This window comes from Microbacterium sp. cx-59 (genome assembly GCF_020805625.1).
Taxonomy (GTDB): domain Bacteria; phylum Actinomycetota; class Actinomycetes; order Actinomycetales; family Microbacteriaceae; genus Microbacterium.
In genome coordinates this window covers 83,735-103,332 of the sequence record NZ_JAJHGO010000003.1, presented here as the reverse complement: position 1 = coordinate 103,332, position 19,598 = coordinate 83,735, and the positions used below count along the sequence as shown (strand labels likewise).

At 69.0% G+C, this 19,598-nt stretch carries 19 protein-coding genes and 1 tRNA gene; 3 read left to right on the top strand and 17 right to left on the bottom strand.

The genetic code is table 11. The features are described 5' to 3' along the window. Positions 1 to 24: 24 nt before the first annotated feature. The 5 genes from LMI96_RS02930 to dusB all read right to left on the bottom strand — a co-directional run bounded on the left by LMI96_RS02930 (position 25) and on the right by dusB (position 5,357). A tRNA-Asn gene (locus LMI96_RS02930) sits at positions 25 to 97 on the bottom strand. 52 nt (positions 98 to 149) lie between these two features. After that, entirely contained in the window at positions 150 to 935 is a 786-nt protein-coding gene (locus tag LMI96_RS02925; RefSeq protein ID WP_228360418.1) for an ATP-binding cassette domain-containing protein, read from the bottom strand. Positions 936 to 968: 33 nt separating this feature from the next. Then, on the bottom strand, positions 969 to 2,849 hold the full coding sequence (gene dnaG, locus LMI96_RS02920) for a DNA primase (protein WP_223721092.1): 1,881 nt from the start codon (positions 2,847 to 2,849) through the stop codon (positions 969 to 971). Then, positions 2,849 to 4,231 (bottom strand): deoxyguanosinetriphosphate triphosphohydrolase, encoded by a 1,383-nt coding sequence (locus tag LMI96_RS02915; protein WP_228360417.1) that lies wholly within the window; start codon positions 4,229 to 4,231, stop codon positions 2,849 to 2,851. The genes dnaG and LMI96_RS02915 overlap by 1 nt, the downstream gene beginning before the upstream one ends. Further along, a complete protein-coding gene (gene dusB, locus LMI96_RS02910) occupies positions 4,203 to 5,357 on the bottom strand; it encodes a tRNA dihydrouridine synthase DusB (RefSeq protein WP_223721090.1) in 1,155 nt (384 codons plus the stop codon). The genes LMI96_RS02915 and dusB overlap by 29 nt, the downstream gene beginning before the upstream one ends. A 49-nt stretch (positions 5,358 to 5,406) precedes the next feature. Between dusB and LMI96_RS02905 the strand changes: the two genes are divergently transcribed. Then, positions 5,407 to 5,907 carry a glutathione peroxidase gene (locus LMI96_RS02905; protein WP_228360416.1) on the top strand — a complete coding sequence of 167 codons (501 nt, stop codon included), beginning with the start codon at positions 5,407 to 5,409 and terminating at the stop codon, positions 5,905 to 5,907. A gap of 1 nt (position 5,908) precedes the next feature. Here the strand turns inward: LMI96_RS02905 and LMI96_RS02900 are convergent, their stop codons facing one another. The 3 genes from LMI96_RS02900 to recO are packed head-to-tail and all read right to left on the bottom strand — an operon-like array spanning position 5,909 to position 8,189. Continuing rightward, complete coding sequence (locus LMI96_RS02900; RefSeq protein WP_223721088.1) at positions 5,909 to 6,604, bottom strand: DsbA family protein; 696 nt, start codon at positions 6,602 to 6,604, stop codon at positions 5,909 to 5,911. A gap of 29 nt (positions 6,605 to 6,633) precedes the next feature. After that, entirely contained in the window at positions 6,634 to 7,464 is an 831-nt protein-coding gene (locus tag LMI96_RS02895; RefSeq protein ID WP_228360415.1) for an isoprenyl transferase, read from the bottom strand. Next, positions 7,461 to 8,189, bottom strand: coding sequence for a DNA repair protein RecO (recO, locus tag LMI96_RS02890; RefSeq protein ID WP_228360414.1), 729 nt, complete (start codon positions 8,187 to 8,189; stop codon positions 7,461 to 7,463). Before recO ends, LMI96_RS02895 begins: the two co-directional genes overlap by 4 nt. A gap of 34 nt (positions 8,190 to 8,223) precedes the next feature. Between recO and LMI96_RS02885 the strand changes: the two genes are divergently transcribed. Next, on the top strand, positions 8,224 to 8,925 hold the full coding sequence (locus tag LMI96_RS02885; protein WP_223721085.1) for a trimeric intracellular cation channel family protein: 702 nt from the start codon (positions 8,224 to 8,226) through the stop codon (positions 8,923 to 8,925). Positions 8,926 to 9,049: 124 nt separating this feature from the next. Here LMI96_RS02885 and leuA read toward each other — a convergent pair whose 3' ends face one another. The 9 genes from leuA to hrcA all read right to left on the bottom strand — a co-directional run bounded on the left by leuA (position 9,050) and on the right by hrcA (position 18,061). Further along, positions 9,050 to 10,804 carry a 2-isopropylmalate synthase gene (gene leuA, locus LMI96_RS02880; protein WP_228360413.1) on the bottom strand — a complete coding sequence of 585 codons (1,755 nt, stop codon included), beginning with the start codon at positions 10,802 to 10,804 and terminating at the stop codon, positions 9,050 to 9,052. A 132-nt stretch (positions 10,805 to 10,936) separates the two neighbouring features. Beyond that, positions 10,937 to 11,833: a GTPase Era gene (gene era / locus LMI96_RS02875; RefSeq protein WP_223721083.1), complete on the bottom strand. Its 897-nt coding sequence runs from the start codon at positions 11,831 to 11,833 to the stop codon at positions 10,937 to 10,939. Further along, a complete protein-coding gene (locus tag LMI96_RS02870; protein WP_223721082.1) occupies positions 11,830 to 13,167 on the bottom strand; it encodes a hemolysin family protein in 1,338 nt (445 codons plus the stop codon). Before LMI96_RS02870 ends, era begins: the two co-directional genes overlap by 4 nt. Next, complete coding sequence (ybeY, locus tag LMI96_RS02865; RefSeq protein ID WP_223721081.1) at positions 13,164 to 13,640, bottom strand: rRNA maturation RNase YbeY; 477 nt, start codon at positions 13,638 to 13,640, stop codon at positions 13,164 to 13,166. Before ybeY ends, LMI96_RS02870 begins: the two co-directional genes overlap by 4 nt. Then, positions 13,637 to 14,650: a PhoH family protein gene (locus LMI96_RS02860; RefSeq protein WP_223721623.1), complete on the bottom strand. Its 1,014-nt coding sequence runs from the start codon at positions 14,648 to 14,650 to the stop codon at positions 13,637 to 13,639. Before LMI96_RS02860 ends, ybeY begins: the two co-directional genes overlap by 4 nt. Positions 14,651 to 14,720: 70 nt before the next feature. Beyond that, positions 14,721 to 15,068: an HIT domain-containing protein gene (locus LMI96_RS02855; RefSeq protein ID WP_228360412.1), complete on the bottom strand. Its 348-nt coding sequence runs from the start codon at positions 15,066 to 15,068 to the stop codon at positions 14,721 to 14,723. Between the two features lie 40 nt (positions 15,069 to 15,108). Next, entirely contained in the window at positions 15,109 to 15,849 is a 741-nt protein-coding gene (locus LMI96_RS02850) for a 16S rRNA (uracil(1498)-N(3))-methyltransferase (protein WP_228360411.1), read from the bottom strand. A gap of 3 nt (positions 15,850 to 15,852) precedes the next feature. Next, entirely contained in the window at positions 15,853 to 16,977 is a 1,125-nt protein-coding gene (gene dnaJ / locus LMI96_RS02845; RefSeq protein WP_228360410.1) for a molecular chaperone DnaJ, read from the bottom strand. Positions 16,978 to 17,023: 46 nt separating this feature from the next. Further along, positions 17,024 to 18,061, bottom strand: coding sequence for a heat-inducible transcriptional repressor HrcA (hrcA, locus tag LMI96_RS02840; RefSeq protein WP_223721077.1), 1,038 nt, complete (start codon positions 18,059 to 18,061; stop codon positions 17,024 to 17,026). A 101-nt stretch (positions 18,062 to 18,162) separates the two neighbouring features. Between hrcA and LMI96_RS02835 the strand changes: the two genes are divergently transcribed. Then, entirely contained in the window at positions 18,163 to 19,587 is a 1,425-nt protein-coding gene (locus LMI96_RS02835) for a carboxylesterase/lipase family protein (RefSeq protein WP_228360409.1), read from the top strand. The last annotated feature ends 11 nt before the right edge of the window (positions 19,588 to 19,598 follow it).

Genomic DNA, 19,598 nt, shown 5'->3' with positions numbered 1-19,598 from the left:
ACGTTAGATGACGCGGTACTCTCGCTCCCCGGCTTGGACTCGAACCAAGAACCTATCGGTTAACAGCCGATTGCTCTGCCAATTGAGCTACCGAGGAATATCGCCGTTCTCGCGAAGGCAACCCCGCTATCGTAGCAAAGCTCTGGGGGTCACGACGACACCAGACGCCGATCCGCCTCCGAACTCGGCGTCCACACCATCCCCCGCACACCGTGCCCGATGCCCACGACGTGACCCGCTTGCAGCGCGAGCACATCGGCATCGAATCGGGCCACGGTCTCCGGTTCGTTCGCGACCATGAGGAGCGACAGGCCCTGTTCCCGCTGGCGCCCCGCGAGGGCGGCGCGGACGATCTCCCGCGCTTCGACATCGAGGTTCGCCAGCGGCTCATCCGCGACCACCAGGCGCGGCTCGAGCATGAGGGTGCGCGCCAGGGCGACGCGCTGCCGCATCCCGGCGCTCAATTCGTACGGGTACTTGCCGACCGCCCCGAGCGGCAGGCCGAGTTCGTCCAGCAGCGTCGCCACCCGGAAAGACAGCGCCCGACCGTTGACCTTCCGCTGCCGACTGGTGACCGGCTCGGCGACGATCTCACCGACGGTCAATCGCGCCGGCAGGGTGGCGCCGTCGGACTGTCCGAGATGACCGGTGAGCACACTCAGCAGTCGTCGCTTTCGCCCTGGGCGGCGCACGGAGATGCCCTCGACCACCGCATCGCCCCCGACGATCTCGACGCCGGCACCGGCCGCGCCGGCGAGCACCGCGGCGAGCGTCGACTTTCCTGATCCGGTGGCGCCGAGCAGAACAAGCGCCTTACCGCGGGCCACCGTGAAGGTGACTCCGTCGACGACTCGCTCGACATCGCCGCGCGCACCCGTGTGGGTGATGCTCAGGTCGGAGCAGACGATGCTGTCAGCGGCGATGTCGGAAGTCACAGGTGTCATCCTGCCCGCTGCAGCCGGACGGCGCTACTGCTCGCCGGTCAGTCGCTGTCGGTCGGCGTCGAGCTCGCGCAGGCGAAGGCGCACCGTGCGCCCTTCTTCGGAGTCCGCCGCGAGACGTTGGATCGCCGCCACCAGCTCGCGTTTCTCACGCTCGATGCCGCGCAGCCGGATGCGTCGTGCGAGGTCCTTCGCCGAGGTGATCGCGTGCCGGTCGTCGCGGGCGGGAAAGTCGCCCGTGAGCAGCTCTGCGGCGAAAGAGCGGTACGGCTCACGGACGGCGTCGACGGCGGCCGCCGCCCACCCGGGCCGCGTGTGGTCGGGAACGGCCGCGATGCTCGAGCGCACGGCCTCGAGCGCCGGATGCCGGAAGCTCTCGTCCAGGGCGGCGCGCAGATCCTCCGGATCGATGCGGTGCCCGTACTGCAGGAAGCCCATCAACGCGTCCCGCTCGAGGGCGACGTCGGGGTCGCGCGGAAGCGTCGCGATCGTGACCCGCGGAACCTCTGCCACGGGCGGAGTCCCACCATCAGGCGTGGGACCGGGGCGGGATGCGGACCGCCCCGACGTCGACGAATCGCCGGCCCGGGAGGCGCGCCCTGCCCGATCGACGGCCTGACCGACCTCGGACAGGTCGAGGCCGAGCCGCCGCGCGAGCACGCGCGTGTAGCCCGGGCGCAGGGCGGGGTCACGGATCTCCGCGACGATCGGAGCCGCCGAGCGGAGCGCGCCCGCCCGGCCCTCGACCGTGCTCAGATCGAACGTGCCGACGCGCTGGTCGATGACGAATTCGAACATCGGCACCTTGGTCTCCAACAGTGCCCGCACCGCGCCGTCACCGCGCTGCAAGCGCAGGTCGCACGGGTCGAGTCCGGCCGGAGCGACGGCGACGTAGGTCTGCGCGGCGAACCTCTTCTCCTCACCGAACGCTCGCAGCGCCGCCTTCTGGCCAGCCGCATCCGGGTCGAACGTGAACACCACTTCACCCGCGGCGGAATCGTCTCCCATCACCCGCCGGAGCACGGTGATGTGGTCGGTGCCGAACGCCGTACCGCACGTCGCGACCGCCGTCGTGATGCCCGCGAGGTGGCAGGCCATCACGTCGGTGTAGCCCTCGACGACCACGACGCGGTGATCACGGGAGACGTCGCGTTTGGCGAGGTCGAGACCGTACAGGACCTGAGACTTGCGGTAGATCGGCGTCTCGGGGGTGTTCAGGTACTTCGGACCCTGATCGCTTTCGAGAAGTTTGCGGGCGCCGAAACCGATCACCTGACCGGTCACGTCGCGGATCGGCCAGACGAGCCGCCCGCGGAATCGGTCGTACACACCGCGCTGCCCCTGCGAGACGAGGCCGGCCGTCGTCAGCTCGTCACGCGTGAATCCCTTCGCGGTCAGCGCGTCCAGCAGCGCAGACCACCCGGGCGGGGCGAACCCGACTCCGAAGTGCGCGGCGGCGCCGGCGTCGAAGCCGCGCTCGCCGAGGAACCGTCGACCCACCTCGGCCTCGGGCGTGAGCAGCTGGGAGCGGTAGAACTCGGCCGCGGCGGCATTCGCCGCATACAGACGCGCACGCCCGGAGGTCTCGGGCGCGGCGCCGCCCTCCTCGTAGTGCAGCGTGAAACCGATGCGCGCGGCGAGGCGTTCGACCGCCTCGGTGAACGAGACGTGATCCATCTGCCGGAGGAACGTGTAGACGTCGCCCGATTCACCGCATCCGAAGCAGTGGTAGAAACCCACCTGCGGACGCACATGGAAGCTCGGGCTGCGCTCGTCGTGAAAGGGACACAGCCCCTTCAGCGAACCGACGCCGGCCGATTTCAGCGCGACGCGCTCCCCCACGATGTCGGCGATGTTGGTGCGGGACTTCACCTCTTCCACATCGGCCTGCGCGATGCGGCCGGGCATCAGAGTCCCTCGAGCGGTTCGGGCAGCGCGTACACCGATCGCGCGAGCGCGCGACCGCCCGGCATCCAGACGTCGAGGGATTCGCTGTCGAGTTCGCCGACCAGCGAGTGATGCCAGCCGAGTGCGCCGCGGTCCGTGAGGCTCGCGACCTGGTCGACGACGACCCGCCGACGCGCCGCATCCGTCTCCGCCTGGGTGAAGTCTTCGGCGTGCAGCGAATCGAGGTTCTCCGGCGCGTCCCAGAGTGCGGTGGCGAGCCGCTTGAGGACGCGGCGCTGCTCTTTGTAGAGGGTCTTGCGGCCTTCGATCGTGACGACGAACGCGCCGATCGTTCCCTTCAGAACAGCCATCTCCGCCTCGATCACACGGGGCACGACGACGTGGCCCCGGTAGCGGGTGAGCACCGGAGCAGAGTAGGCCTCGCGGGTCGCGGCGGTCGCCGCACGGGCGAATCGGCCGATGAGGTCGGAGGTGAGGTTCTTCAGACGCGCGTGCGCCGCACGCGATCCGTCGAACTCCGGCAACCACTCCGGAAGACGCATGAGCCGGAAGAGGGCGTCGGCGAGCTCGTCGCGGGTGAAGTCGTACCCCACCCAGGTTTGGATCGCACTCAGGATCGCCGCGTGCTGACGCGGGTCCGACAAGCGGGCCGGGTCGAGGTAGCCGTTGACGATCGCGTCTTCGAAGTCATGCACGGAATAGGCGATGTCGTCGGACAGGTCCATCACCTCGGCCTCGATGCACCGGATGCGGCCGGGCGCCCCCTCGCGCATCCACCGGAAGACGGCTTCATCTTCCGGGTAGACGCCGAACTTGAGCCGACCACCCGGGTCGGGCACCGGACTGTCGACCGTCCACGGGTACTTGCACGTGGCATCCAGGCTCGCGCGCGTGAGGTTCAAGCCGTAGCTCTCGCCGTCGGCCCCCACGACCTTGGACTCGAGCCGGGTCAGAATGCGGAGCGTCTGCGCGTTGCCCTCGAACCCGCCGATGTCTTCGGCCCACTCGTTGAGAGCGCGCTCACCGTTGTGCCCGAACGGCGGGTGCCCGAGGTCGTGGCTCAGGCACGCGGTATCGACGACATCGGGAGCGAGCTGCAGAGCGGTCGCGAGTTCACGCCCGACCTGCGCCACCTCGAGCGAGTGCGTGAGTCGGTTCCGCGCGAAGTCGGCGGGACTCGCGGGACTCAGCACCTGGGTCTTCGCCGCGAGACGACGCAGCGATGCCGAGTGCAGCACGCGGGCGCGGTCTCGCGCGAAGTCGTCGCGCTGCGAACGGTGCTGCTCTTGCAGGAACCGCTCCGCATCCGTCGTGTCGTAGCCCGCGGGTCTCGTTCCCACCGCGGCGATCGCGTCAGCCCCCACTGTGGCTGAGCTCCGCATCGGCCAGCACACCGGCGGCGTCGGCTGCGAGTTCGCGACTGTTCAACCAGCCATCCGGGAGCGCGGGGCGCTTCGGGGTACCGGCCCGGCCGCGCTGCCCCTCCGCCGCCTCTCCCGGGTACGGAGCGTCGAGCTCCAGCGTCGCGAGCAGATCGTCGAATTCCGCGAGAGTGGACGAGGTGGCGAGAGCGGCGCGCGTGTCGCCCCCGACCGGATAGCCCTTGAAGTACCAGGCGACGTGCTTGCGGATGTCACGGCAGCCGCGGCCCTCGTCCTCGAAGAACTCCACGAGGAGCTCGGCGTGGCGGCGGAAGGCGTTTGCGACGAATCCGAGGGTCGCGTCGACCGGCGGGGCCTCCGCGCCGAAGGCCCGGGCCAGATCGCCGAACAGCCACGGCCGGCCGAGGCATCCGCGTCCGACGACGACGCCGTCGGCCCCGGTCTCATCGAGCATGCGCACCGCATCTTCGGCTGACCAGATGTCGCCGTTACCGAGCACCGGGATGCTGGTCACCGCCTGCTTCAGCGCGGCGATGGCCGCCCAGTCGGCGGTGCCGGAGTAGAACTGCGCGGCGGTCCGCGCGTGCAACGCCACCGCGGAGGCCCCCGCGTCTTCGGCGATCCGGCCGGCGTCGAGGAAAGTCAGGTGGTCGTCGTCGATGCCCTTGCGCATCTTGACCGTCACCGGCACGTCGCCCGCGTTCTCGACGGCCGCGCGAACGATCGCGGCGAACAGGTCGGATTTCCAGGGAAGCGCTGCTCCCCCGCCCTTCCGCGTCACCTTGGGCACAGGACAACCGAAGTTCAAGTCGATGTGATCGGCGCGATCCTCGTCCGCGAGCAAGCGGGCAGCACGACCGACGGTGAGCGGATCGACACCGTACAGCTGCACCGAGCGGGGAGTCTCCGACTCGTGGTGCTGGATGAGCCGCATGGTCGTCTCGTTGCGCTCCACGAGAGCGCGGGACGTGATCATCTCGCTCACGTAGAGGCCCGCGCCGTACTCGCGGCAGAGGCGACGGAACGCCGTGTTCGTGATTCCGGCCATCGGCGCGAGCACCACGGGAACGTCGACCTCGATGGGGCCGATGCGCAGTGGACGCGCGGGCGCGATTGTCGTGGTCATCGTTCCATTCTCCCATCCCGGAGCCGATGTCGCGGCGTACTGTGGACGCATGAGCGACACGACCGAAACCGACCTCCGCAGCATCCCGTTCACCACCGCGGAGGGCACGGATTCCACGCTCGCCGATTACGGCGACGGCGTGTTCCTGATCGTCAACGTGGCATCGCGCTGCGGCTTGGCGCCCCAGTACGAGCAGCTCGAGGAGCTTCAGCGCACCTACGGCGATCGCGGCCTCCAGGTGCTGGGCTTCCCCTGCAACCAGTTCCTGCAGGAACTGGGCTCGATGGACGAGATCCTCGAGTACTGCTCCACGACCTGGGGGATCTCGTTCCCCATCCTCGACAAGATCAAGGTCAACGGCGCGAACGCGGCCCCGCTCTACAAGGCGTTGAAGAAGGCGAAGGATGCCGAGGGCAAGCGCGGACCGGTGATCTGGAACTTCGAGAAGTTCCTCCTGACGCCCGCGGGCGAGGTCCACAGGTTCCGCCCGACGGTGAAGCCCGACGACGCGGCGATCGTCGGACTCATCGAACGGAACCTGTCGGCCTGAGTCAGCCGGCGACGGCCGCCGAATCCTCGGCGGCCTCAGCGGCGCGCTCGGCCCACACCTGGCGGGCGATCTGCGAGAACGCCTCCGGGGGCTGTGCTCCGCTCACGCCGTACTTGCCGTCGATCACGAAGAACGGCACCCCGTTGATTCCGTACGCCGCGGCCTGCGCCTGGTCGGCCCGAACGTCCGCGACGTAACGCTCGTCTTCGAGGGCGGCGCGCATCTCGGCGGGGTCGAGCCCGACCTCGGCGGCGAGGTCGACGAGATCGTCGACGCGGCCCACGTGCCGGCCCTCGACGAAGTATGCCGACATGAGTCGCTCCGCCATCTCGTGCTGACGCCCCACGGCCTTCGCCGCGTGCAGCAGTTCGTGCGCCTTCACCGTGTTGGTGTGCTTGACGGTGTCGAAGTGGTATTCGAGGCCGGCCTTCGCGGCCACCTCGGTCACGTTGTCGAGCATCTGCCGAACCTGCGGCCGATCCAGTCCCTTGCGATCGACCAGGAAGTCCAGCTCGTCACCGTCGAAGTCGACGGGTGTGTCGGGCGAGAGCTCATACGAATGGAATGTCACCTCCACCTGGGGGGCATTCTCATCTGACTCGATGTCGCGGAGCCCCGCCTCGAGGTTGCGCTTGCCGATGTAACACCACGGGCACGCGATGTCACTCCATACGTCGATCCGGATCGGGTCTGTCATGACAAACGCAACACCGATCCGGGGTGCGGCTATTCCCCCGCGTCGGCCGAAGACGCGTGGGCCTGCGGTGTGTCGATCGCCCCGCCGAAGCGGCGATCGCGACCGAGGTACTGATCGATCGCCTGCCAGAGGTCACGCCGGGTGAAGTCCGGCCAGAGCGTGTGGAGAAAGACGTACTCGGCGTAGGCCGACTCCCAGAGAAGGAAGTTCGACGTGCGCTGCTCGCCGCTCGACCGGATGAACAGGTCGACGTCCGGCATCTCCGGGACGTACATCCGGCGCGCGATGAGCTTCTCGGTCACCGCAGACGGCTTCATCCGGCCCGCGGCGACGTCGTCGGCAATCGATCGCATCGCATCGACTAGCTCGACGCGACCGCCGTAGTTGACGCACATCGTCAGCGTGAGCACATCGTTGTCGCGGGTCAGCTGCTCGGCGTACTGCAGTTCTTTGATCACCGATCCCCACAGGCGGGGCTTCCGCCCTGCCCAACGGATGCGGACGCCCCACTCGTTCAACTGATCGCGGCGGCGGTGCAGGACGTCGCGGTTGAACCCCATCAGGAACCGCACCTCGTCGGGAGAGCGCGACCAGTTCTCCGTCGAGAAGGCATACACCGACAGGTGGCGGACGCCCGCCTGGATCGCCCCCGCGACGACGTCGAGCAGGGCGGCCTCGCCGGCCTTGTGCCCTTCCACCCGGGTGAGACCCCGCCCGTTGGCCCACCGCCCGTTGCCGTCCATGACGATCGCCACGTGGGCCGGCACGCTGTTCTTCGGAAACTCGGGCGGGTACACGCCCGTCCAGTCCAGCGGTCGGTACGGCACCGCATCCCGGTGCGTGAAAGGTTTGGGGGTCATCGGGCGCCCTCCACGTGCGACAGCGATCGGATTCCACGCTCCAGGTGCCACTGCGCGTACGCCGCGATGAGACCGGATGCGGCCGCCGAGGTGCGGGCAGGAGCCGCATCGACGTGCGTCCAGTCACCGGAGAGCAGAGCACGAAGTTGCACGGTGGTGTCTTCCTCGACACGGGCGGAGCCGACCGGCGCACACGAACTGCACACCATCCCACCCGCCTGCGCGACGAACGACCGGTGCGGACCGGGCGCGCCGCATCGCGCGCACTCGTCGAGCCCGGGAGCCCAGCCCGACAGCGCCAGTGCCCGCAGCAGATACGAGTCGAGGATGCTGCGCGCCGCGTGTTCGCCCTGCGACAGGGCGCGGAGCCCACCGACGAGCAGCAGATAGTGCGACGCGGAGGCTTCGGCATCGCCGAGTCGGTCGGCCGTTTCGGCCATCGCGCTCGCGGCGACATAACGGTCGTAGTCCGCGGCGATGTCGGCCCCGTAGGTGCCGAGCGAGTCCGCCTGCTGCACGATGTCGAGAGAACGGCCCTTGTAGAACTGCACGTCGGCGACCATGAACGGCTCGAGCCGCGCGCCGAGCCGCGACGAGGTGCGCCGAACACCTTTGGCGACGGCGCGGATCTTGCCCTGACGTCGCCCGAGCATCGTCACGATGCGGTCGGCTTCACCCAACTTGTGGGTGCGCAGGACCACGACTTCATCGCGATATGTGGGCACCCTCCATTATCCCGCCGTCCGGGACAATAGGGGGGTGACCGAGCCGCTCTTCGTGATCCCGTTGTGGGCAGATCTGACCGCCGTCGCCCTCGGCGGGGTGCAGGGCGCGTTGTTCGCGTCCGGATTCCGCGGCGAGCGACGCCTCGATCTGCTGGGAGTCGCCATCATCGGCATCGTCGTCGGAATGGGCGGCGGCCTCATCCGCGACCTGCTCCTCGGACTCTCCCCGACGACGTTGCAGAGCAATTGGTACCTGCTCACCGCGACCGCGGCAGCGCTCGTGGGCATGCTCCTGGCGGGCGTGTTCCAGCGCCTCAACCGGGTCATCGTCGGCCTCGATGCGCTCGTGATCGGATTGTTCGGCGCGTTCGGCACGAGCAAGGCACTCGCGCTCGGATTGCCGCTCGTGCCCGCCGTGTTCGTCGGCGTGTGTTCCGCAGTCGGCGGCGGCATCCTGCGCGACATCATGATGGGCCTGCCGGTGGCGATCATGCACGTCGGGTCGCTCTACGCCGTGGCGGCCGCTGTCGGCAGTCTCGTGCTGGCCTCGGCGCACACGTTCGGCCTGGCGCTGCCGGTCGCAGCGGTCATCGGCGTGGCCGTGACGACCGTCATCCGCATCCTGGCCGTCGTCTTCGACCTGTCCCTCCCCGAACAGCGCATGCTCTACCGACGGAAGGTTGCAGTGGAGACCGCCGCCATCCCGATCGTCCGCACGCCCGACTCCCCCCGCTGACCCGCGCTCCCCGGTCCGTCATAGCCCGCGAGACGGGATCTGCGCGCCGAAACCGTGGGGTTACCCCAACGTCTCGGCGCGAAGATCCCGTCTCGCGGAAAAAGCGGACCTCGGGCGCGCGGGGTCAGACGGCCGTGAGCTCGCGGGCGCGGGAACGGATGGCGCGGTTCACGCCCGACACGACCGCCTTCAGGCTCGCGGTCGAGATGTCACCGTCGATCCCGACGCCCCACAGGCGCTGACCATCCACCTGCAACTCAACGTACGCTGCGGCCTGCGCGTCGCCGCCGGCACTGAGCGCGTGCTCGACGTAGTCGTACAGCGTCACGTCAAACCCCTGAGTGCGCACGATCTCGAGGAACGCGGCGATCGGACCGTTTCCGGATGCGGACGCATCGAACCGGTCGTCGCCGTCGCGCAGGGTGATGTCCAGGCGCACATCGCCCGACATGTCGCTCTGCGTGCGCGTGCTGAGCAGCTCGAACCGTCCCCAGCGGTCTTCGGCGACCGTCGCGGGCAGGTACTCGTCGGTGAAGACCGACCAGATCTGATCGCTCGTCACCTCGCCGCCCTCTTCGTCGGTCTTGGCCTGCACGACACCGGAGAATTCGATCTGGAGCTTCCGCGGCAGGTCGATCGCGTGGTCGGATTTCAGCAGGTACGCGACTCCGCCCTTGCCCGACTGCGAGTTCACGCGGATGACGGCCTCGTAGGAGCGTCCGAGATCCTTCGGGTCGATCGGCAGGTACGGCACCGCCCATTCGATCTCGTCGATGGATCGACCCTCCGCCTTCGCGCGGGCCTCCATCGCCTCGAAGCCCTTCTTGATCGCATCCTGATGCGAGCCGCTGAAGGCGGTGAACACGAGGTCACCGGCCCACGGACTCCGCTCGGGAACGGGCAGCTGGTTGCAGTACTCGACCGTGCGCTTGACCTGGTCGATGTCGCTGAAGTCGATCTGCGGGTCGATGCCCTGCGTCAGCAGGTTGACACCGAGCGCAACCAGGTCGACGTTGCCGGTGCGCTCGCCGTTGCCGAAGAGGCAGCCTTCGACGCGGTCGGCCCCGGCCATGTAGCCGAGCTCTGCCGCCGCGACCGCCGTGCCGCGGTCGTTGTGCGGATGCAGCGACAGGATGACGTTCTGCCGGTGCGCCAGGTGGCGGCTCATCCACTCGATCGAGTCGGCGTAGACGTTCGGGGTCGCCATCTCGACGGTCGCGGGCAGGTTGATGATGACCTTCCGCTCCGGAGTCGGCTCGAAGACCTCGATGACCTGGTTGCAGATGTCGAGCGCGAACTCGAGTTCGGTTCCTGTGTAGCTCTCGGGCGAGTACTCGTAGAACACCTGGGTCTCGGGGATGCGCTTCTCGAACTCCCGGCACAGTCGGGCACCTTCGAGGGCGATGTCGATGATGCCCTGCTTGTCGGTGCGGAAGACGACCTCGCGCTGCAGCACGCTGGTGGAGTTGTACAGGTGCACGATGGCCTGCTTGGCGCCGGCGATCGACTCGTACGTGCGCTCGATGAGGTGCTCGCGCGCCTGGGTCAGAACCTGGATGGTGACGTCATCCGGAATGACGTCGTCTTCGATCAGGTGCCGTACGAAGTCGAAGTCCGTCTGGCTGGCGCTCGGGAAACCGACCTCGATCTCTTTGTAGCCCATCTGCACGAGCAGGTCGAACATGACGCGCTTGCGTTCCGGGCTCATCGGATCGATCAGCGCCTGATTGCCGTCGCGCAGGTCGACGGCGCACCAGCGCGGCGCCTCCGTGATGCGCGAGGCCGGCCACGTACGATCGGGCAGATCGACCCGGATCTGCTCGTGGAACGGACGGTACTTGTGCGTCGGCATGCCCGACGGCTTCTGCGTGTTCTTCATGACTGGTTCTCTCTCGTCTGATGTGACGGGCCGACGACGGGCTCCGCGACGAGAAAGGCCCTAGATCGAGGTCTCGTCGCGGCGGCTAAGGAGAAGTCGCGCACGCATGCGCCCCACCTTACACCGGGTCGGTCAGAACCCGAGTCGGCCCAGCTGCTTCGGGTCGCGCTGCCATTCCTTCGCGACGCGCACGTGCAGGCTCAGATACACGCGCGTGCCGAGCAGTTCTTCGATCCCCGCCCGCGCCTGGGCGCCGACATCACGCAGCCGCGCCCCCTTGCGTCCGATGATGATCGCCTTCTGGCTGTCGCGCTCGACGATGATGTCGGCGAACACATCCGTGAGGTCGGAATCCTCGCGCGCGCGGATCTCCTGCACGACGACGGCGATGGAGTGCGGCAGCTCCTCGCGGGCGTCGCCGAGGGCGGCCTCGCGGATCATCTCGGCGATCCGGTCGTCGTCCTGCTCGTCGGTCGCGATGTCGTCGGCGTAGAGCGCGGGACCCTCGGGCATCAGGGCGAGCAGTTCGTCGGCGAGGACGTCCAACTGGTCGCCGGTGATGGCGGAGAGTGGAATGACGGCGGTCCAGTCCTCGCGGAGTGCGTCGACCTCCATCAGGCGCTCGGTGATCTGCTCCCGCGTCGCGGCATCCGTCTTCGTGACGATCGCCACCTTCTTCGCGCGGCCGTACCCGTCGAGCGATTCGACGATCCGGCGGTCACCGGGGCCGACCTTCTCGGTGGCGGGAGCGCAGAAGGCGATGACGTCGACATCGCCGAGCACATCACCCACCAGGTCGTTCAGCCGCTGCCCGAGAAGGGTTCGCGGCCGGTGGAGCCCCGGGGTGTCGACGACGATGAGCTGCCCGCCGGGACGATTCACCATCCCGCGGATGGCGCGACGGGTCGTCTGCGGCTTCTCGCTGGTGATGGCGATCTTCTCACCGACGAGGGCGTTCGTGAGCGTCGATTTGCCGACGTTGGGTCGACCCACGAAGGTCACGAATCCACTGCGGAACTGGTCGGTCATCGTTCTCCCCTGGCCGAACCGGCCTTCGTCGTTACGGCGATCTCGCCGGTGCGCGGACGATCGTCGTCCGCGCCGTCTTCCTGTGCTGCCCGCTCGACGAACACCGTCGCGAGACCCCGCCCGCGGCCACGGGATGTGCCGCCCGTCAAGACGAGTCCCTCGTGCACGGCGGTCGCACCCGGCTGCGGAACGCGCCCGAGCGCCTTGCCGAGCAGTCCACCGACGGAGTCGACGTCGTCGTCGTCGAGTTCGATGTCGAACAGATCGCCGACCTCGTCGAGCCCGAGACGAGCGCTCACGCGGTACCGACCCGGTTCGATTTCGACGACCTCGGTGGCCCGCGCGTCGTACTCGTCGGCGATCTCACCGACGAGCTCCTCGATGAGGTCCTCGAGAGTCACGAGACCCGCGATGCCGCCGTACTCGTCGACGACCATGCATACGTGCACGGCGTCGCGCTTCATCTGCTGCAGCAGCGCTTCGGCGCGCATCGATTCGGGCACGAACACCGGCGGCCGCGAGATGCGCGACACGGGCTGCTGGTCCCAGTGCAGTTCGTCGCGGAAGGAGAACTGTACGAGGTCCTTGAGGTACAGCACCCCGTCGACATCCTCGCCGTCCTCTGTGAGGACCGGCATCCGCGAAACACCCTTGTCGAGGAAGAGGCCGAGGGCGGTGCGCGCGGTGTCGGATCCGGAGACCGAGACCATGTCGGTGCGCGGCACCATGACGGCGCGGACGAACGTGCCGGTGAACTCGAACACCGAGTGGATGAGTTCGCGGTCGTCCTCTTCGATGAGATCCTGCTCGGCGGCCTCATCGACCATGCTGAGCAACTGCTCCTCGGAATCGAACGACGACGCGCGCGCGCCACCCGGGGTCACGCGGCTGCTGAGGGCGACGAGTCCGTGCGCGAGCGGGCCGAGCAGGATGCGAACGCCCCGGATGACGGGGGCCGCGCCGCGGAGCAGCGCCCAGGCGTGGCGCCGTCCGACCGCGCGCGGGCTGATGCCCACCGCGACGAACGACATGCCGGTCATCAGGACGACGGCGGCCAGCAGCGCCCAGCCGATGCTGTCGAACAGCAGCATGAACGCGGCCGTCACCAGCACGGCGGCCGCGGTCTCCGCGAACACGCGGATGAAGACGACGACGTTCGCGTGCGCTTCCGGGTCGGCCGCGATGCGGGTCAGCATCCGGGCGTTGCGTCCCGACGACCCGAGATCGGCGAGGTCGGCCCGCGATGTCACACCGAGCGCCGCGTCGATGGCGGCCATGAGCGCGCCGAACGCGATGAGCAGAACGGCGGCGACGAGCAGGAGAAGTGCGGTCATCCGCGCGCCCGGCGGCGCTCCTGGGTGGCGAACGCGACGATCAGGTCACGCTGCAGCCCGAACATCTCGGTCGCATCCTCGGGCTCCGCGTGGTCGAAACCGAGCAGGTGCAGGAGCCCGTGGGTGGTGAGCATGATCAGCTCGTCCTGCGTCGAATGCGCGGGGGTCGCCTCTCGCGCCTGGGTCTCGGCGACCTGCGGGCACAGCACGATGTCGCCGAGGAGGCCCGGCGGGGTCGGCGATTCCTCGGTTCCGGGGCGCAGTTCATCCATCGGGAAGCTGAGCACGTCGGTCGGACCGGGCTCGTCCATCCACTGCACGTGGAGGGCTTCCATCGCGCCTTCGTCGACGAGCAGGATCGCCACGTCCGCATCCGGACTCACGTTCAGTTCGGCGAAGTTGCTCTCCATGAGCCGCAGCAGGACGGTCTCGTCGATCGCGACGCCCGACTCGTTGGTGATCTCGATCGTCATGGTCGTCCTCGCTTCGGTAGATGATCGCGCGCGCCGCCGCGGCGGTCGGCGCGGTTCGCGAATTCGCTCGCCTCGTCGCGTTCGCGGCGGGTGGCGAGTCGCTGTTCGTCGTATTCGCTGTACGCGTCGACAATTCGTCCGACGAGAGTGTGGCGGACGACGTCCTCGCTCGTGAGCGTCGCGAAATGGATGTCGTCGATGTCCTTCAGCACCCGGGTGACCAGGCGGAGCCCGGACGTTCCCTGCGGAAGGTCTACCTGCGTGATGTCGCCCGTGACGACCATGCGGGTGCCGAAGCCGAGGCGGGTGAGGAACATCTTCATCTGCTCGGGCGTCGTGTTCTGAGCCTCGTCGAGGACGACGAACGAATCGTTGAGCGTGCGGCCGCGCATGTACGCCAGGGGTGCGACCTCGATCGTGCCGGACGCCATGAGCTTCGGCACGATGTCGGGATCGAGCATCTCGTTGAGCGCGTCGTAGAGCGGGCGCAGGTACGGGTCGATCTTGTCGTTCAGCGTGCCCGGCAGGAACCCGAGCCGCTCCCCCGCCTCGACCGCCGGCCGCGTGAGGATGATGCGGCTGACTTCCTTGCGCTGCAGGGCCTGCACCGCCTTCGCCATCGCGAGGTACGTCTTTCCGGTACCGGCCGGACCGATGCCGAACACGATCGTGTTCTCCTCGATCGCATCAACGTACGCCTTCTGACCGAGGGTCTTCGGGCGGATGACTTTGCCCCGGGACGACAGGATCGCCTCGCCCATCACCTCGGACGGGCGGATGTCGCCGTCCGCGCGCAGCATCCGTCCCGCCGAGGTCACGTCGGCCGGGCCGACGTCGTGTCCGTCACGGGTCATAGTGAGCAACTCCTCGACAAGCTTCTTCGCCGCGGCGACGTCGGCCGCCGTCCCCGACAGGGTGATCTCGTTGCCGCGGACATGCACGTCGACGGTCGGATGTTCGCGCTCGACGACGCGGAGCAGTCGGTCCTGCGGACCGAGGACGCGAACCATCGCGATGCCGTCCGCGAGCAGACGTTCGACGGTGCGGTCTTCATCTCCCCCGGATGCGGGAACGCCGGGATCAGGCACCGGTGCTCCCCTCGTCGAGTCCGCCGGCGAGAACGTGGGCGTGCACGTGGAACACGGTCTGGCCCGCCGAAGCTCCGGTGTTGAACACCAGGCGGAACTCGCCGTCCGCGTGCTCGGCGGCGACCCGGTGGGCGAGGTCGACCACCTCGGCGAGCAGTGCGGGGTCTCCAGCGGCGAGTTCGACGACGTCGCGGTACTGCTGGGTCTTCGGGATCACCAGCAGATGCACCGGCGCCTGCGGCGCGATGTCACGAATGACGAAGGCTCGCTCGGTCTCGGCGACGATCTCGGACGGGATCTCGCCCTGCAGGATGCGCGTGAAGACGGAGGGCTCGCTCATTCGTCCAGTCTACCGACGGCGTCCCGCCGTCGGCGGAGCGTCACCACTGCCCCCGCGCGACCTCGAACGCGGCCAACGCGACCGGACCCGCCGTCGACGTGCGCAGCACGCTCTCCCCGAGCCGCACCGCACGCGCACCGGCGGCGGCGAACGCGTCGAGCTCGCTGCGGTCGATTCCGCCCTCGGGCCCGACGACGAGGAGCACCTCGGTCACCGATTCGTCGAGCTCGCGGACGACGTCGGTCAAGCGGTCCGACGCGGTGGGCTCCAGAACGAGGACCACGGATGCGGCGGCGCGCGCGGCGATCCGGGCGGTCGTCGTTACCGGCTCCACCTCGGGAATCCACGCGCGATGGGCCTGCTTCGCCGCCTCCCGGACGATGCCGGCCCAGCGGACGCGACCCTTCTCGGCCTTCTCCGCGCCCCAGCGGGAAACGCTGCGCACGGCCTGCCAGGGCACGATCACATCGACGCCGAGTTCGGTGGCGGCCTGGATGGCGAGCTCATCCCGGTCGCCCTTGGCGAGAGCCTGCACCAGCACCAGACGCGGCGTGCGCGCCGGCACGTGCCGACGCGCAGTGACGCGCACCGTGACTTCGCGCGGCGTCACGTCTTCCACGGCACCCTCGATCCAGAGGCCACAGCCGTCGCCGACCGTCACCGCTTCGCCCGGGCGCACCCGCCGCACCGAGGCGGCGTGGTGCGCCTCGGCTCCGGTCAGCGCGACGATGTCACCGACTGCGGCCGCGGCCGCATCCTCGACCAGAAAGTGCAGCGCCACCGGTCACCCGTTCCGGAAGCGGTCGCGGAGTTTGGCGAACAATCCCTGCTGGAACTCGGACAGCCTCGGAGCAGGAGCCTTGGTCTTCTTCGCGAAGTCCTCGATGAGCGCGCGTTCCTTCGCGTCCAGGCGCGTCGGCGTCACGACGTGCACTCCGATGCGGAGGTCGCCGCGCTGCGTGCCACGGAGCGGGGTGATGCCTCGCCCCTTGATCGTCAGCACGTCTCCCGCCTGCACGCCCGCGCGCAGTTCGAGATCGACGGGTCCGTCGAGCGACTCGATGCGGGTCGTCGTTCCGAGGATGGCATCGGGCATCGACACATCGAGGGTCGCGAGCAGGTCGTCGCCGTCACGGCTGAAGACCTCGTGAGGTGTGACGGTGATCTCCAGGTACAGGTCGCCGTGAGGTCCGCCCGCCGGTCCGACCTCGCCCGAGCCCGGGAGCTGCAGACGCAGACCCGTCTCGACCCCGGCCGGGATGTCGACGGAGACGGTGCGACGAGCGCGCACGCGACCCTGTCCCTGGCAGGTGGCGCACGGGTACGGGATGGTGGTGCCGTAGCCCTGGCAGGTGGCGCACGGCGCGCTCGTGACGACGTTGCCGATCAGGCTGCGGACCGTGCGCTGCACGTGTCCGGAGCCGTGGCAGATGTCGCAGGTCACGGGGGTCGTGCCCGGCTGACAGCATCCGCCCTCGCACGTCTCGCAGAGCACGGCCGTGTCGACCTCGAGGTCGCGGTGCGCCCCGAAGACGACGTCGCTGAGCTCCAGGGAGACGCGGACGAGGGCGTCCTGGCCGCGTTCGGCGCGCGACCGGGCGCGGACTCGACCACCCTGACCGCCACCGCCTCCGCCGAAGAACGTCTCGAAGATGTCGCCGAAGCCGCCGAAATTCGCGCCGCCGCCTCCGCCGAACCCACCGGAGTCGCCGCCCATGTCGTAGCGCCGACGCTGTTCGGTGTCGCTCAGCACGTCGTACGCGTGCGTGACGAGCTTGAACTTCTCGGCCGCATCGTCACCGGGGTTGACGTCCGGGTGCAGCTGGCGGGCCAGCTTTCGGTACGCCTTCTTGATCTCATCCGTGGTCGCCTCGCGCGAGACGCCCAGTACTTCGTAGTGGTCAGCCACTTTCGCCTTCCCGTCCGCGCCGTGCGCGGAGATCGTCTGCGAGCGCTCAGCGCGCCCGGTCGTCTTCGTCGAGCAGTCGGCTGAGGTAGTGGGCTACAGCCCGCACCGCCGCCAGATTGCTGGAGTAGTCCATGCGCATGGGGCCGAGCACGCCGATGCGCGCCTGCCCCACCGTGGCCTCGTAATCGCTGGCGACCACGGATGCCTCGACCAGGCCGAACGACGCGTTCTCACGCCCGATCGATGCGGCCAGCCCCTGCCCGTCGGCCACCATCTCGCTCATCAGCCGCATGAGCGTCACCTGCTCCTCGATGGCCTCCAGGAGCGGGTAGATGCTGCCCCGGAAGTCGCCCTCAGAGCGAGCGAGCGTCGCCGCCCCCGCCATCACGAGCCGGTCCTGTCGGAACTCGTCGAGCTCCTCCCCCACCACGCGCAGGATGGCGCGCAGCGCGCCGTCCGCGCGGGTCGGTACGGCGGGCGCGGCGACGGCTGCCTCGACCCGGCGGGTGCCCTCTCGCACCGACGCCCCGGTGACGAGTGCCGACACCGACGTCCGCAGCTGTGCGACCACCGTCTCGTCGAGCTCGTCGGGCGCGAACGCCACGCGCTGGGAGACGCGGCCCGTGTCGGTGACGAGGATCACGACGAGTCGCGACCCCCCGAGGTGCACGAGCTCGACGTGGGTGATGTTCGCACGCTCGAAGGACGGATACTGCACGAGCGCGACCTGACCGGTGAGCTGGGTGAGCGCGCGGACCGTGCGCGCCAGCAGGTCGTCGAGGTCGGCGGGGCCGTCGAGGAACGCCGTGATCGCGCTCCGCTGCGCGGTCGTCAGCGGGCGGAGCTCGGCGAGGTGGTTGACGAAGACGCGGTAGCCCTTGTCGGTGGGCACGCGACCCGACGAGGTGTGCGGCGCGACAATCAGTTCCTCGTCCTCCAGGAGCGCCATGTCGTTGCGGATCGTCGCCGCGGACACACCGAACGAGTGGCGGTCGACGATGGACTTGCTGCCCACCGGCTCTCGGGTCTCCACGTAGTCCTGCACGATCGCGCGGAGGACATCCAGACCACGTTCGCTGACCATGCGGATCCTTCCTGGCACTCGTGTACGGGGAGTGCCAATTCTAACCGGTCGTTCGCGCGGTGGGCAGATGACGGGTCCGTAGACTCGCGGCGGAGGCTCTGATGAACGACACCACCGTACCCACGACCGGCGGCACGATCGCCGGACGCAGCGACGCGGGGATCCGCCGTTTCCTCGGCATCCCCTACGCGCTGCCGCCCTTCGGCGAACACCGCTTCGGCCTGCCGCAGCCCGTTCCCGCGTGGGATGGCGAGTTCCGCGCGACCGACTTCGGACCCACGGCACCCCAGTCCCCGTACCCCGGCGCGATCGGGAAGCTGCTCCCGTCCGTGGCGATCGCGGGCGAGAACATCCTCACGCTGAACATCTGGGCCCCCGAGGATGCGGCGGGAGCGCCCGTCATGGTGTGGATCCACGGCGGTGCTCTCGAGCGCGGGACGAGCGCCCTGCCGTCGTACGACGGCACATCGTTCGCGCGCGACGGCGTGGTGTTCGTCTCGATCAACTACCGCCTCGGCGCGGAGGGATTCTCGGTCCTCGACGGCGTGCCGCGGAACCTCGGGCTCGAAGACGCCGCCGCCGCCGTGCACTGGGTGCAGCGCGAGATCGCGGCCTTCGGCGGCGACCCCGCCCGCGTGACGATCTTCGGCGAATCGGCGGGCGGCGCGATCGTTGCGGCGCTCGCGTCCCGGCCGGACGTCCGCGGCGCCCTCGCGGGTGCCATCGTGCAGAGCGGCCCGCTGGATGCAGAACCCGTCGAACGCGCCGCGCGAGTCACCGCCGCCATTGCGAAGCACCTCGGGATCCCTGCCACGCGGGAGGCGTTCGCGGATGTTCCGCCGGAGCGTCTCGTCGCCGCACGCGATGCACTCGCCGCCCGCAGCTCGCTCCTGCGATCAGCCCCCGGGCACACGATCGCACTCGATCCGGTCAGCCTGCCCGTCAGTCCGCGCACCGCCGTGGGAGATGCGGAGTTCCCGTTGCTGATCGGCACGAACACCGACGAGTACCGGCTGTGGTTCACGCCCGACGCCCTGCAGCGTCTCAACCGAGTCGCCCCTGCCGTCGCCCTCCTCGGCATGAAGGTGCCGTTCCGGGCCTGGCGGGCGTACCGCGACGCGCTCCCGTCCGCCTCCTCGGCCGAGCGACTCGGTCAGGTGTTCACCGACCGCGTGCTCCGCGTGCCGGCGATCGAGCTCGCCTCGGCGCGATCCGCCCCCACCTGGGTCTACGAGTTCGCCTGGCAGAGCCCCGTCCGCGACCTTCGCGCGGCACACGCACTGGAGATCGGATTCGTCTTCGACGGCGTCCAGGACGACGCATCCATCGCACTCGCCGGCCCGGACGCTCCCGTTTCGCTCGCGCAGCGGATGCACGCCGATTGGGTGCGATTCGCTTTCACGGGCTCGCCCGGCTGGGACACCTGGACGGCGGATGCAGACGGCCCCGTGCAGCGCTACGACGTCGACTCGTCGCCCGTGCCGCTCCCCCGCGCCGCGGCATTGCACGTGCTCAGCCGGTCCTGACCGACGGTCGA

What these genes read in the sequence shown, in the direction of transcription:
- era (WP_223721083.1), bottom strand. Translation starts at nt 11,833, where the DNA reads ATGACCGACCAGTTCCGCAGTGGATTCGTGACCTTCGTGGGTCGACCC.
- LMI96_RS02835 (WP_228360409.1), top strand. Translation starts at nt 18,163, where the DNA reads ATGAACGACACCACCGTACCCACGACCGGCGGCACGATCGCCGGACGC.
- hrcA (WP_223721077.1), bottom strand. Translation starts at nt 18,061, where the DNA reads ATGGTCAGCGAACGTGGTCTGGATGTCCTCCGCGCGATCGTGCAGGAC.
- LMI96_RS02860 (WP_223721623.1), bottom strand. Translation starts at nt 14,650, where the DNA reads ATGGTTCGCGTCCTCGGTCCGCAGGACCGACTGCTCCGCGTCGTCGAG.
- dusB (WP_223721090.1), bottom strand. Translation starts at nt 5,357, where the DNA reads ATGACCACGACAATCGCGCCCGCGCGTCCACTGCGCATCGGCCCCATC.
- LMI96_RS02915 (WP_228360417.1), bottom strand. Translation starts at nt 4,231, where the DNA reads ATGCGGAGCTCAGCCACAGTGGGGGCTGACGCGATCGCCGCGGTGGGA.
- LMI96_RS02855 (WP_228360412.1), bottom strand. Translation starts at nt 15,068, where the DNA reads ATGAGCGAGCCCTCCGTCTTCACGCGCATCCTGCAGGGCGAGATCCCG.
- leuA (WP_228360413.1), bottom strand. Translation starts at nt 10,804, where the DNA reads ATGAAGAACACGCAGAAGCCGTCGGGCATGCCGACGCACAAGTACCGT.
- ybeY (WP_223721081.1), bottom strand. Translation starts at nt 13,640, where the DNA reads ATGACGATCGAGATCACCAACGAGTCGGGCGTCGCGATCGACGAGACC.
- dnaG (WP_223721092.1), bottom strand. Translation starts at nt 2,849, where the DNA reads ATGCCCGGCCGCATCGCGCAGGCCGATGTGGAAGAGGTGAAGTCCCGC.
- LMI96_RS02870 (WP_223721082.1), bottom strand. Translation starts at nt 13,167, where the DNA reads ATGACCGCACTTCTCCTGCTCGTCGCCGCCGTTCTGCTCATCGCGTTC.
- LMI96_RS02895 (WP_228360415.1), bottom strand. Translation starts at nt 7,464, where the DNA reads ATGACCCCCAAACCTTTCACGCACCGGGATGCGGTGCCGTACCGACCG.
- LMI96_RS02905 (WP_228360416.1), top strand. Translation starts at nt 5,407, where the DNA reads ATGAGCGACACGACCGAAACCGACCTCCGCAGCATCCCGTTCACCACC.
- LMI96_RS02900 (WP_223721088.1), bottom strand. Translation starts at nt 6,604, where the DNA reads ATGACAGACCCGATCCGGATCGACGTATGGAGTGACATCGCGTGCCCG.